Here is a 12,897-nt window from a genome sequence, read left to right as displayed (position 1 = left end):
CGGTGATGAAAGCTCTGTGTCAAGCGCCGCGCGGCGCGGGCCTTCAGTTGTTGGTGATGTTCGACTTGGACTTGACGATGCCGCTCTGCGCCGGCTGCGGCGCCGTGCCGGGCTTGCCGTCGGCCGCGGCCTTGGCGGGTGCATCCGCCTTCGGCGGCTGGCCGGCGGCGCGGGCCTCGGCGGCCCTGCCCAGCTTCACGTCCACGCCCTTGAGCGGCGCGCCCGCCGTGCGCTCGCCGCTGTTCTGGGCCGCCGCGCCCAGCGGCAGCGCACAGAGGACAGCCAGTGCAAGACCGGCGGGCAAACAGGATCTGGACATGATCGCACCCCTGGTATCGGCGGCACATGCCGCCAACGCCCATGATAGGCCGGGCGCCGCGCCGGCGCCAGCCGTGCCGTTCACTTCAGCGCGAAGCCCAGCACTACGCCGGCGAACAGCGTCGCGCCGATCCAGTGGCTCTTGCTGAAGGCGCGGAAGCACCCTTCGCGCGTGCGCTCGCGGATCAGGCCGTAGTGCCAGGCCATCTGCCCCGCGGCCACGCCCATGCCCAGCCACAGCGGCCAGCCCAGCAGCGACGGGCGCAGCGCGAAGGCCGTCAGCCACCAGCACAGCGCGAAGCACAGCATGATGCCCGCCACGTCGTAGCGCCCCAGCGTGATGGCCGAGGTGCGCATGCCGATCTTCAGGTCGTCGTCGCGGTCGACCATGGCGTATTCGGTGTCGTAGGCCAGCACCATGCACATGTTCGCCAGCCACAGCAGCCAGGCGGTGAGCGGCACCTCGCCCTGCACCGCGGCGAAGGCGATGACGATGCCGAAGTTGAAGGCGATGCCCAGGAAGGCCTGCGGCATCGCGAAGAAGCGCTTGGTGAACGGGTAGAGGATGGTGAACAGCACCGCCGGCACCGACCAGGCCACGGCCTCCCAGCGCGTGGTCAGCACCAGGCCCAGCGACAGCAGCGCCAGCACCACGCCGAGCACCACGGCCTCGGTGACCGAGACCTTGCCCGAGGTGATGGGCCGCTGCGCCGTGCGCTTGACGTGCTTGTCGTACTTGCGGTCGGCGATGTCGTTGATGCAGCAGCCCGCGCTGCGCATCAGCACCGTGCCCAGCACGAAGACGGCCAGCAGGTGCCAGCCCGGAAAACCATCGGCCGCCACCCACAGCGCCACCAGCGTGGGCCAGACCAGCACCAGCCAGCCGGCGGGGCGGTCCCAGCGCACGAGATTCAGGTACAGCGCGATGCGCTCGGACAGCGAAACGGAAGCAGGAGAAGCAGAGGCCATGGTGCGCCAAGCATAGCGGGTTTGGAGGGCCTCGCGGGCACGCTGGGCGGTATCAAAACAATAGCTTCTCGCGCTCTCCATCTCTCGATTTCATGCACTTTTTTATTTTAAAATCAATAACAGCAGGTGCCAGCAGCTATGTTTTTTATAGTCACCAGCCGCGAGGCAGCTCGATGCCGATGCGCGTCAGGCCGCCCTGCGACTCGGCGAAGCAGCGCCCGCCGTGCATGCGCGCGATCGCCGCGACGATGGCCAGGCCCAGGCCGTGGTTGCCGTCGGCCTGGATGCGCGCGGCATCGGCGCGGTAGAAGCGGTCGAACAGCCGCGGCAGGTGTTGCGCGTCGATGGTCGGACCCTGGTTGCTTACCACCAGCGCCACCTGCGGCGCACACACCTCGCAGGGCTCCTGGCCATCGCCGATCTCGATGGCGATGGTGGAGCCCGGCCGGGCATAGCGCGTGGCGTTGCCCAGCAGGTTCGACAGCGCGCGGCGCAGCAGCCGCGCATCGACTGCGGCGGCCGCGTCGCCGCGCACCCGCACCTGCAGGTCGGCCTCCTGCAGCGCGGCCTCGTGGAACTCGGCCACCTCGTGCGCCAGCGCGGCCAGGCTGTCCACCGGCGCGCTGCGGGCGCCCTGGCCGCGGTCGGCGTTCGACAGGAACAGCATGTCGGCGACGATGCCCGCCATGCGCTGCAGCTCCTCCAGGTTCGAGGCCAGCACCTCGCGCAGCTCGGCCTCGCTGCGCGGCTTGCGCAGCGCCAGCTCGCTGCTACTGATCAGCGTGGCCAGCGGCGTGTTCAGCTCGTGGGCCACGTCGGCGTTGAAGGCCTCCATCTGCCGATAGGCCACGGCCAGGCGCTCCAGCAGCGAGTTGAACTGCGCGACCAGCGGGCGCAGCTCCTGCGGCTGGCCGCTGTCGTCGAGCCGGCGCTGCAGGTCCTGCGCCGACAGCCGGCGCGTCTGCTCCACCAGCGAATGCAGCGGCGCCAGCCCGCGGTGCACCAGCCAGATGCCGGCCAGCGACACCAGCAGCGTGCCGATCACCGCGGCCAGCCCCAACGTCCAGGCCAGGTGGCGCAGCAATGCGTTGTCGTCGCTGCGGTCCAGCTGCAGGTCGGCCTGCACCGGCTGCCCGCTGCCGGGCAGCAGCACCGCGAAGCGCCGGTGCAGCGGGCGCGCATCGGCGCCGGCGCCGTGGCGCGGATGCTCGTACACCGGGTTGCCCTGGGCGTCGAGGATGCGCAGCGACAGCTCGTCGTGCCCGGTCAGGAAATCGTCCAGCATGTGCGCCAGCTCGGGCGCCCCGTGCACCGCCCGCCCCTCGGCCAGCAGGTGCTGCACGGCCTGCTGCTTGTGGTCCAGCGCTTCCTGCTGGCGCAGCGACAGCGCGAGCGCGATCACCACGTACACCGCCACGCACACCAGCCCCAGGCCCAGCATGGTCTGCAGCGCCAGCCAGCGCGACAGGCGCCGGCCCAGGTGGGGAACGTCGCTGCGCCAGGGCATCACGGTGCGCGCGACTCCAGCACGTAGCCCATGCCGCGCACGGTGTGCAGCAGCGGCCGCTCGAAGGGCTGGTCGAGCTTGAGGCGCAGGCGCCGCACGGCCACCTCGACCACGTTGGTCTCGCTGTCGAAGTTCATGTCCCAGACCTGCGAGGCCAGCTCGGTGCGCGACAGCACCTCGCCCTGGCGGCGCAGCAGCAGGCTGAGCAGGTTGAATTCCTTGGCCGTCAGGTCGAGCCGCTGGCCGGCGCGCGTGGCGCGGCGGCGGATCAGGTCGAGTTCGAGGTCATCCATGCGCAGCACCGTGGCCTCGGGCGCGGCCTGGGCCGCGGCGCCGCGGCGCAGCAGCACGTGGATGCGGGCCACCAGCTCCGAGAACGCGAAGGGCTTGACCAGGTAGTCGTCCGCCCCGCCCTGCAGGCCCTTGACGCGGTCTTCCACCTGGCCGCGCGCGGTCAGCATCAGCACCGGCGTCTGCTTGGACTGGCGCAGCGCCGCCAGCACGGCCAGCCCGTCGATGCCGGGCAGCATGCCGTCGAGCACGATGAGGTCGTAGGCCAGCTCGGTGGCGAGGTGCAAGCCGTCGATGCCGTCGTGTGCGACGTCGACGATGAACCCCTCCTCCGTCAGGCCCCGGCGCAGGTAGTCGGCCAGCTTGGCCTCGTCTTCAATCACCAGCAGCTTCATGGCCCGCATTGTGCGCGATGCCGGCGCTCAGCCTGCCGCCAGCCAGATGACGAATTTGTCATCTGGCGGTCAGAAGTGCGTCGCTGCCGGCTTTCTAGAGTGCCGACTCTATCCACGGAGTTCTGTTCCATGTCTTTTGCCTCGTCCCTGTCCCTGCGCTGCGGGCTGCTGGGCGCCGCGCTGCTGCTGGCCTTCGGGGCCGCGGCGCAGCCGGCCGCCACTTCGTCGCCGCCGCTGTCGCTGGCCCAGGCGCAGGCGCTGGCCCTCGAACACAACCCCACGCTGCGCGCGGCGCGGCTGGGGGTCGATGCCAGCGAAGGCGGCGTGCTGCAAAGCCGCGCGCGCCCCAACCCCGAGCTGTCCTACTCGCAGGAGGACATGCGCCGCAGCACCCGCTCCAGCACCCTGCAGTGGAACCAGCCCATCGAGATCGGCGGCAAGCGCGAGGCCCGCATGCGCGTGGCCGAGCGCGGCCGCGACCTGGCCCGGGCCGAGCTGGCCGCCGCCCAGACCGCGCTGCAGGCCGACGTGAGCACCGCCTTCTTCGGCCTGCTGGCCGCGCAGCAGCGCGTGGCGCTGTCGCAGCAGACGCTGGAGATCGCCGCCAACGCCCGCGAGGCCGCCGCCAAGCGCGTGGCCGCGGGCAAGGTCGCGCCGCTGGAGGAAACCAAGGCCCGCGTCGCCGAGTCGGGCGCGCGCCTGGAGCTGTCGCAGGCGCAATCGGGCCTGCGCGTGGCGCGCCAACAGCTGCAGGCGCTGTGGGGCGACAGCGCCCAAACCATGGCCGGCTTCGGCGACGCCGAAGGCGCCGTGGACGCCCTGCCCCCGGTGCCCGAGGCCGCCGTGCTGCAGCAGCGCCTGGAGCTGGCGCCCGCCGTGCTGCGCGCGCGCCAGGTGCTGGAGCAAAGCCGCGCCGCCGCCGAGCTGGAGCGCGCCAAGCGCCTGCCCGATCCCACGGTGAGCCTGGGCGTGAAGCGCTCGCAGGATGGCCAGGACGGCAGCCGCAACCAGGTGGTGTTCGGCGTCTCGGTGCCGCTGCCGGTGTTCGACAACAACCACGGCAACCAGCTGCAGGCCCTGCGCCGCGCCGACCAGGCCGAGGAGGAACTGCAGGCCGTGCGCACCCAGCTGCAGGCCCAGCTGCAGGAGGCGCGCGAGCAGCTGCAGACCAGCCGCGACCAGGCCGAGCAGTTGTCCAGCCAGGTGCTGCCCGCCGCGCAATCGGCCTACGAGCTGTCGGCCAAGGGCTTTGCGCTGGGCAAGTTCAGCTACCTCGAGGTGCTCGACGCGCAGCGCACCTGGTCCGACGCGCGCAGCCAGTACCTGAACCAGCTGCTGTCCACCCACCGCGCCGCCGCCAGCATCGACCGCCTGCTCGGCACCGGCCCCTGATCCCCCTATCCACTCCACCATGAACACCACACCTCCTCCCACCAGCCGCCGTCGCACGGCCATCGCCGTGGCCGCCATCCTCGCGCTCGGCGCCCTGGCCGCCGTGCTGATCCTGCAGGGTGGCTCCGGCGGCAGCGCCGCGCCGCAGGCCGGCCATGGGCACAGCGACTCGGCCGAGCACGCCGACGAAGAGCACCATGGCGAGGCCGCCCCCAAAGACAAGTCCGCCAAGCCCGCCGAACACGATGACGACGAAGGCCTGATCGCCATGGACGCAGCCCGCACGCAGGCCGCCGGCGTGAAGCTGGCCGAGGCCGGCCCCGCCACCGTGCGCCGCACGCTGCAGCTGCCCGGCGAGATCCGCTTCAACGAGGACCGCACCGCCCACGTGGTGCCGCGCGTGGCCGGCGTCGCCGACAGCGTGACCGCCGACCTGGGCCAGGCGGTGAAGAAGGGCCAGGTGCTAGCCGTGCTCAGCAGCGCCGCGGTGTCGGAGCAGCGCAGCGAGCTGCTGGCCGCGCAGAAGCGCCTGGCGCTGGCGCAGAACACGCATGCGCGCGAAAAGCAGCTGTGGGAGGAAAAGGTCTCGGCCCAGCAGGACTACTTGCAGGCCCAGCAGGCGCTGCGCGAGGCGGAGATCGCCGTGTCGAACGCGCAGCAGAAGCTGGCGGCTACCGGCGCCGGAATAAGCAGCAAGACAGGCGGCGGCGCGCTCAACCGCTTCGAGCTGCGTGCGCCGTTCGACGGCGTGGTGGTCGAAAAGCATTTGTCCATGGGCGAGGCCGTGCAGGAGACCACGGCCGTGTTCACCATCTCGGACCTGCGCAGCGTATGGGCCGAGATGCGCGTGGCCGCCAGCGACCTGCCCGCCGTGCGCGTGGGCGAGCAGGCCACCGTCAGCGCCACGGCCTTCGAGTCGTCGGCCACTGGCTCGGTGGCCTATGTGGGCGCGCTGATCGGCCAGGACACGCGCACCGCGCCGGCCCGCATCACCCTGCCCAACCCCGAGGGCCTGTGGCGGCCGGGCCTGTTCGTCAACGTCGAGCTGACCGCCTCGTCGCAGCAAGTGCCGCTGGCCGTGGCCACGCAGGCCATCCAGAAGCTCGACCAGCAGCAGAGCGTGGTCTTCGTGCCGGTGGACGGGGGCTTTCGCGCCCAGCCCGTGCGCCTGGGCCGCGCCGACGCCCAGACCACCGAGGTGCTCGAAGGCCTGGCCCCCGGCCAGCGCTATGTTCGTGACGGCAGCTTCATGCTCAAGGCCGAACTCGGCAAGGCCACCGCCGAGCATGCGCACTGATCCAGCTCGCCAGCTTTGCTCGGCTCGCCAGGCCGAGCAACGCGATGGCCCGTATCACCCCCTTCTGCCTGCGCCTGTGGCGTGGCGTTTGCGGGGTGGCATGCGCGTCGGAGCGCGCATGCTTCGTTGTCTGGCTCGCCGGGGATGTTTGAACGGAGCGCCTTTGGCGCGGAGAGAGTTCCACGGCGCACCCCGCAAACGCCACGCCACAGGTTGCCCCGCTGCTGCGCAGCGGGGTCGCAGGCAGCAGGGCCTGCTTCTTTTGCCTACTTTTCTTGCAGGAGCAAGAAAAGTAGGTCGCCCGCCGGGGCGAACTCCCGGCCTCTGTCCACAAAAAAGATAGCTGCTCGCGCTCACCCCATAAGCGCTACAGGCCAAAAACACCCCAAACCCTTCACCAGCCCCTGAACAGCTGACCCCGGAGAAACCATGTTCGAACGCATCATCCGCTTCGCCATCGAGCAGCGCTGGCTGGTCCTCATCGCCGTGCTCGGGCTGGCGGGCCTGGGCCTGTACAACTACCAGCGCCTGGCCATCGACGCTGTGCCCGACATCACCAACGTGCAGGTGCAGATCAACACCCATGCCGGCGGCTACTCGCCGCTGGAGACCGAACAGCGCGTGACCTACCCCATCGAGACCGCGATGGCCGGCCTGCCCCACCTGCAGCAGACCCGCTCGCTGTCGCGCTACGGGCTGTCGCAGGTCACCGTCGTGTTCGAGGACGGCACCGACATCTACTTCGCGCGCCAGCTCGTGGGCGAGCGCCTGCAGCAGGCGCGCGGCGCGCTGCCCGCAGGCATCACGCCGTCCATGGGCCCCATCTCCACCGGCCTCGGCGAGATCTACCTGTGGACCGTGGAGGCCGAGGACGGCGCGAAGAAGGCCGACGGCTCGCCGTACACGCCCATGGACCTGCGCGAGATCCAGGACTGGGTCATCAAGCCGCAGCTGCGCAACGTGCCCGGCGTGGCCGAGATCAACTCCATCGGCGGCTATGCCAAGGAATACCTGGTCGCGCCGCAGCCCGCGCGGCTGGCCGCCTACGGCTTCACGCTGGCCGACATCGTTGCCGCGCTCGAGCGCAACAACGCCAACGTGGGCGCGGGCTACATCGAGCGCCAGGGCGAGCAGTACCTGATCCGCGCGCCCGGCCAGGTGCGCGGCATCGCCGACATCCGCGAGGTCATCGTCGGCAGCGCGCAGGGCCAGCCCATCCGCATCCGCGACCTGGCCGACGTGGGCCTGGGCCGCGAGCTGCGCACCGGCGCCGCCACCGACAACGGCCGCGAGGTGGTGCTGGGCACGGTGTTCATGCTGATCGGCGAGAACAGCCGCCAGGTCTCGCAGGCCGTGCACGAGCGCATGCAGCAGATCAACCGCAGCCTGCCCGCGGGCGTCAAGGCCGTCACCGTCTACGACCGCACCAACCTGGTGGACAAGGCCGTGGCCACGGTGAAGAAGAACCTGGTCGAAGGCGCGGCGCTGGTCGTGGCCATCCTGTTCCTCTTCCTCGGCAACCTGCGCGCGGCCGTGATCACCGCGATGATCATTCCGCTGTCGATGCTGCTGACCTTCACCGGCATGGTGCACTACCGCGTCAGCGCCAACCTGATGAGCCTGGGCGCGCTGGACTTCGGCATCATCATCGACGGCGCGGTGGTGATCGTCGAGAACTGCGTGCGGCGCCTGGCGCACGCCCAGTCCGCCCGGGGCCGCCTGCTGACGCGCAGCGAGCGCCTGCACGAGGTCTTCGCCGCGGCGCGCGAATCGCGCCGGCCGCTGCTGTTCGGCCAGCTCATCATCATGGTGGTCTACCTGCCGATCTTTGCGCTCACCGGCGTCGAGGGCAAGATGTTCCACCCGATGGCGCTCACGGTGGTGTTCGCACTGGCCGGCGCCATGCTGCTGTCCATCACCTTCATCCCCGCGGCCATCGCCCTGTTCATCGGCGACAAGGTGGCCGAGAAGGAGAACCGGCTGATGGGCTGGGCGCGCCGCGCCTACGCGCCGCTCTTGGCGCGCGTGATGCGGGCGCCAGCCGTGGTGCTGACGGCCGCCGGCGTGGCCGTGGCGCTCAGCCTGCTGCTGGCCTCGCGCCTGGGCAGCGAGTTCGCGCCCAACCTCAACGAGGGCGATTTCGCCATCCAGGCGCTGCGCATCCCCGGCACCAGCCTCACGCAGTCGCTGGAGATGCAGATGCAGCTGGAGAAAAAGCTCAAGGGCGAATTCCCCGAGATCGAGCGCGTCTTCGCCCGCACCGGCACCGCCGAGATCGCGTCCGACCCGATGCCGCCCAACATCTCGGACGGCTACATCATGCTCAAGCCCCGCGAGCAATGGCCCGACCCGGCCCGCCCGCGCGAAGACCTGCTGGCCGCGGTGCAGAAGGCGGTGGAGTCCATCCCCGGCAGCAACTACGAGTTCTCGCAGCCCATCCAGCTGCGCTTCAACGAGCTGATCTCGGGCGTGCGCAGCGACGTGGCGGTGAAGATCTTCGGCGACGACATGCAGGTGCTGGCCGGCTCGGCCCAGACCGTGGCCGGCCTGCTGCAGAAGATCCCCGGCGCCTCCGAGGTCAAGGTCGAGCAGACCACCGGCCTGCCCATGCTCACCGTGCAGATCGACCGCGAGAAGGCTTCGCGCTATGGGCTGAACCTGGGCGACGTGCAGGACACGCTGGCCACCGCGCTCGGCGGTCGCGAGGCCGGCAAGGTGTTCGAGGGCGACAAGCGCTTCGACATCCAGGTGCGCCTGCCCGACAGCATGCGCGACGACCTGGAGGCCATCGCCCGCCTGCCCGTGGCCCTGCCGCGCGGCGCGGACGGCCGCATCAGCTTCGTGCCGCTGTCGGCGGTGGCGCAGTTCGACATCGCGCCCGGCCCCAACCAGGTCAGCCGCGAGGACGGCAAGCGCCGCATCGTCGTCAGCGCCAACGTGCGCGGCCGCGACATCGGCTCCTTCGTCAGCGAGGCGCAGCAAAGCCTGCAGTCGCTGCAGCTGCCGGCCGGCTACTGGACACGCTGGGGCGGCACCTTCGAGAACCTGGAGTCGGCCCGCCAGCGCCTGCAGATCGTGGTGCCGGTAGCGCTGCTGATGGTGTTCGTGCTGCTGTTCGCCATGTTCGGCAATGTGCGCGACGGGCTCATCGTGTTCACCGGCATCCCGTTCGCACTGACCGGCGGCATCGTGGCGCTGTGGCTGCGCGGCATTCCGCTGTCGATCTCGGCGGCCATCGGCTTCATCGCGCTGTCGGGCGTGGCGGTGCTCAACGGGCTGGTGATGATCGCCCACATCCGCTCGCTGCGCGAGGCTGGCCAGGGCCTGGCCGACGCGGTGACCGAGGGCGCGCTGGCGCGGCTGCGGCCGGTGCTGATGACGGCGCTGGTGGCCTCGCTGGGCTTCGTGCCGATGGCGATCGCCACCGGCACCGGCGCCGAGGTGCAGCGCCCGCTGGCCACGGTGGTGATCGGCGGCATCCTGTCGTCCACCATGCTCACGCTGCTGGTGCTGCCGCTGCTGTACCGGCTGGCCTACCGCCGCACGCCCGAAGGCCAGGCCACCGGGGAGCCGCTGACGGCAGCATGACGACATTGTCACGCTGCGGTGGGCGTGCTGTCGGGGTCGGATTTCTACAGTGGATACCAAGCTGGATCAAGCGATCCAGCCCCGCCCGCAGCAGCTGACCGAGGCGCTGCGGGATGTCCATCCACCCCACCAGGAGTCCTGCCATGACCCGACGTCTGCTTCTCATCCCCGTCCTCGCCACCGCCCTGCTGGCCCCCGCGCTGGCTTCGGCCGACACCTACATGCACCCCGCCAACAACGAGAAGGGCGTGGTGGTCCACCCCGAGGCCTTCAAGAGCGACAAGACCCGTGCCCAGGTACAGGCCGAGGCGGCGGCCGCCGCGCGCGCGCCGGGCGGCGCCTCGCGCTTCAACGGCAATGCCTACCCGCCCGAGGCACCGCAGGCCGATGCCGGCAAGACCCGCCAGCAGGTGATCGACGAGTTGGCCAGCGAAACCCCGCAGCAGCGCAAGCAGCGGCTGGAGCTGCTGCGCGGCTGATCAGGCCCGCACCAGGCCACTGGGCAGCGCGGCGCTGCGCTCCATTGCGGGGAACAGGCTGCGCGCCACCTTGCCGGGCTCCAGGCCCAGGCTTTCGCCGGCGGCGGCGGCGATCACCGCGTCCAGCGCCATCGTCGGCCGCAGGTCGCGACCCTCCAGCAGGTCTTTCGCCTGCAGGCCCGGCCAGTCGGCCAGCACGCGGCCGCCGCGCACCGCGCCGCCCGCCAGCAGGGCGACGGCGGCGGTGCCATGGTCCGTGCCCCCGGTGCCATTGGCGGCAGCGGTGCGGCCAAACTCGGTGGCCACCAGCACCGTGGTGCGCTCCCACTCCGGCCCCAGGCCTTCGCGCAGAGCGGCCAGCAGGGTGTCGAGGTTCTTCAGCTGGTTGTTCATGCGGCCCGCCTGGCCCGCGTGCGTGTCCCAGCCATTGGTCTCCAGCATGGCGATGCGCGGGCCGTCCGCGCGGCGCAGAAAGCCGGCCGCGAGCCGGCCCATGCTGGCCGGGTCCTGGCGCGTGTTCCTGCCTGCCATGTCGCGGGTCTCATTGGCGCTGGCCCACAGCGCGTGCAATTGCGCATCGCCCTCGTAGAGCTGGCCCACGCGCGCCAGCAGGTCGTCCGGCGGCTGGCGCAGGCCCGAGGGCGCGTACGACGCCACGGGCACCGCGCCGCGCAGCGCCAGCGGCACCGTGGGCGCCAGCGCCAGCGATTCGGGCAGGCCGGCGGGCAGCAGCGCAGCCAGCCGGTTCAGCCAGCCATCCTTCACCTGGTAGGGCTCGGTGCCGCCGGATTCGAGCACGTTCTGCGCATCGAAGTGCGAGCGGTTGCCGCGGTACGGCGAGGCCACCGCGTGCACGAACAGCGCCTGCTGTTGCTGGTACATGCCGTGCAGTTGCACCAGCGCCGGGTGCAGCGCGAACAGCCCGTCGAGCTTGAGCGCCGCGGCCGGATCAACTGCGAGCTCGCGGCGCAGCGCCGCATAGGCCGGGTCGCCATACGGCACCACGGTGTGCAGGCCGTCGGCCGCGCCGCGCTGGATGATGAAGACGAAGCGCCGCTCGGTGGCGGCGGCGGCAAAGCTCCAGGCCGGCGCGAGCGCGGCGGTGGCCACGAGCCCGGCGCCCTGCAGCCAGCGGCGGCGTGTGGATGGTGGGTAGGACTGCATGGCTACCTCCGCAGGAATTCTGGCGACACGACCATCAGGGCCAGTGCCTGGGCCGGGCTTTCGGCGCGCGCGATGGCCTGGGCCGTGGCGCTGCCCAGGCTGCCGGGCAAGACCTGCGCGGCGGTGCGCCGCGCGTCCAGCCCCGGCCGGGTGCGGGCCGCGAGCTGCTGGGCCGCCTCGACGCGGCGCACCAGCGCATCGGGCGCGGCCCAGGCGGCCGCCCGGTCGTCGTAGCCCGCCGGCGAGCCGGGCTGCCACACGGGCTGGCCCAGCTGGTTCAGCAGCTGGAAGGCCGGCGGCTTGTCCGCCCACTGGCGCCAGCCCAGCGCCCGGGCCGAGGACACCAGCCATTCCCACGGCGTCTTGAACTTGCGCGCCGGCGCGCTCCAGGTGGCCTCGTGCTCCACCAGCGCGCGGTAGACCGTGGGCAGGTCGCCGCGGCTGCGCAGCCAGGTGCCGGTTAGGTGCTCGACCAGTGCGGGCGGCGGATCGTCGGCGACGAAGTGGCGGGCGATCTTGGTGCACAGGTGCTGCGCCGTGGCCGGCGTGGTGGACAGGTCGTGCAGCACCTGCCGCGCCTGGCCGGGGCCGGCATCGGCATAGCGGCGGCCCAGCACCGTGCGCTCGCCGGGCTCGTGCAGCAGCGGGCGGTAGACGGCGCCCAAGCCCAGCGCCTGCTCGCCCCGGGCCGGCTGCAGGCCGGGCACGCCCCAGCCGGTCATGGCGCGCGCCAGCTCGGTCACGTCGGCCTGCGAATAGCCGGTGCGCACGCCCAGCGTGTGCAGCTCCAGGGTTTCGCGCGCCAGGTTCTCGTTGAGGCCGCGCGGCCGGGCGCTCCTGCGCATGGCCGGGCTGTTCGGGCCGACGGACGAGGCCGCATCCAGGTAGCGCAGCATGGCGCCGTGGGTTTCCACTGCGAGCAGCATGTCCTCGAAGCGGCCCAGCACATGCGGGCGAATGGCCTCGTCCTCGAAGGCGCCGGCGAGCATGCGCACCTCGGGCTTCTCGCAGGACAGCGCGAAATGGTTGGCCCAGAAATGCACCCAGCGCTCCAGCCACGGCGCGGGGCTGGCCAGCGCGCGGTCGACACGCGCCGCCACGTCCTGCTGGTAGGCGGCGCGGGCCTGCTGGTTCAGCGCCTGGCGCTGGGCCATCTTCGCGGCCGGATCGGCGGCATCGCGCAGCAGGCGCTGCTGCTCGAGCAGCGCCTGCGTCAGCGCCTCGGTGCCGAAGGCTGGCGCGCGCACCGCGGCCGGCGGCTGCTGCAATTGCTGCAGCAGCCAGCGCCGGGGCTCGCCGGGCGGCGCCTCGTCGGCGCGGGCGCCAAGACCGAAGCGGTTCAGCGCGATGGCAACGGGATCGGGGCGGACGGCATCGGCAGGCATGCTGGGCTGGCTCCTGGGCGGGGATGCCCCACTGTAGGCGCGCCGGCGTGAGCCACTGTGTCCGCATGTGAATGCCGCGCAAATCTGCACGATGAAAAGCAAAAAAGGGCCG

At 71.4% G+C, this 12,897-nt stretch carries 10 protein-coding genes; 4 read left to right on the top strand and 6 right to left on the bottom strand.

Features of this window, described 5'->3' with window-relative positions; translation table 11 throughout:
- Positions 1–43: 43 nt before the first annotated feature.
- From ACYVKR_RS05505 to ACYVKR_RS05490, 4 genes are all read right to left on the bottom strand, one after another.
- Entirely contained in the window at positions 44–319 is a 276-nt protein-coding gene (locus ACYVKR_RS05505) for a hypothetical protein (RefSeq protein ID WP_460479799.1), read from the bottom strand.
- 80 nt (positions 320–399) lie between these two features.
- Positions 400–1,287 carry a 4-hydroxybenzoate octaprenyltransferase gene (gene ubiA, locus ACYVKR_RS05500; protein ID WP_460479798.1) on the bottom strand — a complete coding sequence of 296 codons (888 nt, stop codon included), beginning with the start codon at positions 1,285–1,287 and terminating at the stop codon, positions 400–402.
- Between the two features lie 151 nt (positions 1,288–1,438).
- The gene (locus ACYVKR_RS05495) at positions 1,439–2,794 is read right to left on the bottom strand and encodes a sensor histidine kinase (RefSeq protein ID WP_460479797.1); all 1,356 of its coding nucleotides are present in this window, start codon (positions 2,792–2,794) and stop codon (positions 1,439–1,441) included.
- Positions 2,794–3,480, bottom strand: coding sequence for a heavy metal response regulator transcription factor (locus ACYVKR_RS05490; RefSeq protein ID WP_460479796.1), 687 nt, complete (start codon positions 3,478–3,480; stop codon positions 2,794–2,796). The genes ACYVKR_RS05495 and ACYVKR_RS05490 overlap by 1 nt, the downstream gene beginning before the upstream one ends.
- 129 nt (positions 3,481–3,609) lie before the next feature.
- Between ACYVKR_RS05490 and ACYVKR_RS05485 the strand changes: the two genes are divergently transcribed.
- From ACYVKR_RS05485 to ACYVKR_RS05470, 4 genes are all read left to right on the top strand, one after another.
- Positions 3,610–4,872, top strand: coding sequence for a TolC family protein (locus tag ACYVKR_RS05485; RefSeq protein WP_460479795.1), 1,263 nt, complete (start codon positions 3,610–3,612; stop codon positions 4,870–4,872).
- 19 nt (positions 4,873–4,891) lie between these two features.
- A complete protein-coding gene (locus ACYVKR_RS05480) occupies positions 4,892–6,169 on the top strand; it encodes an efflux RND transporter periplasmic adaptor subunit (protein ID WP_460479794.1) in 1,278 nt (425 codons plus the stop codon).
- A gap of 429 nt (positions 6,170–6,598) precedes the next feature.
- Entirely contained in the window at positions 6,599–9,757 is a 3,159-nt protein-coding gene (locus ACYVKR_RS05475) for an efflux RND transporter permease subunit (RefSeq protein ID WP_460479793.1), read from the top strand.
- 143 nt (positions 9,758–9,900) lie between these two features.
- The gene (locus ACYVKR_RS05470; RefSeq protein WP_460479792.1) at positions 9,901–10,236 is read left to right on the top strand and encodes a DUF4148 domain-containing protein; all 336 of its coding nucleotides are present in this window, start codon (positions 9,901–9,903) and stop codon (positions 10,234–10,236) included.
- On the opposite strand, the gene ACYVKR_RS05465 is transcribed toward ACYVKR_RS05470, so the two are convergent.
- Both ACYVKR_RS05465 and ACYVKR_RS05460 read right to left on the bottom strand, forming a co-directional pair.
- Entirely contained in the window at positions 10,237–11,400 is a 1,164-nt protein-coding gene (locus ACYVKR_RS05465) for a DUF1501 domain-containing protein (protein ID WP_460479791.1), read from the bottom strand.
- Between the two features lie 2 nt (positions 11,401–11,402).
- Positions 11,403–12,785 (bottom strand): DUF1800 domain-containing protein, encoded by a 1,383-nt coding sequence (locus tag ACYVKR_RS05460; protein ID WP_460479790.1) that lies wholly within the window; start codon positions 12,783–12,785, stop codon positions 11,403–11,405.
- Between the last annotated feature and the right edge of the window lie 112 nt (positions 12,786–12,897).

The sequence above is a fragment of the Comamonas humi genome (assembly GCF_054782535.1).
The sequence above is the reverse complement of the archived record's forward strand: the minus strand, read 5'-3'. Positions and strand labels throughout refer to the sequence as shown.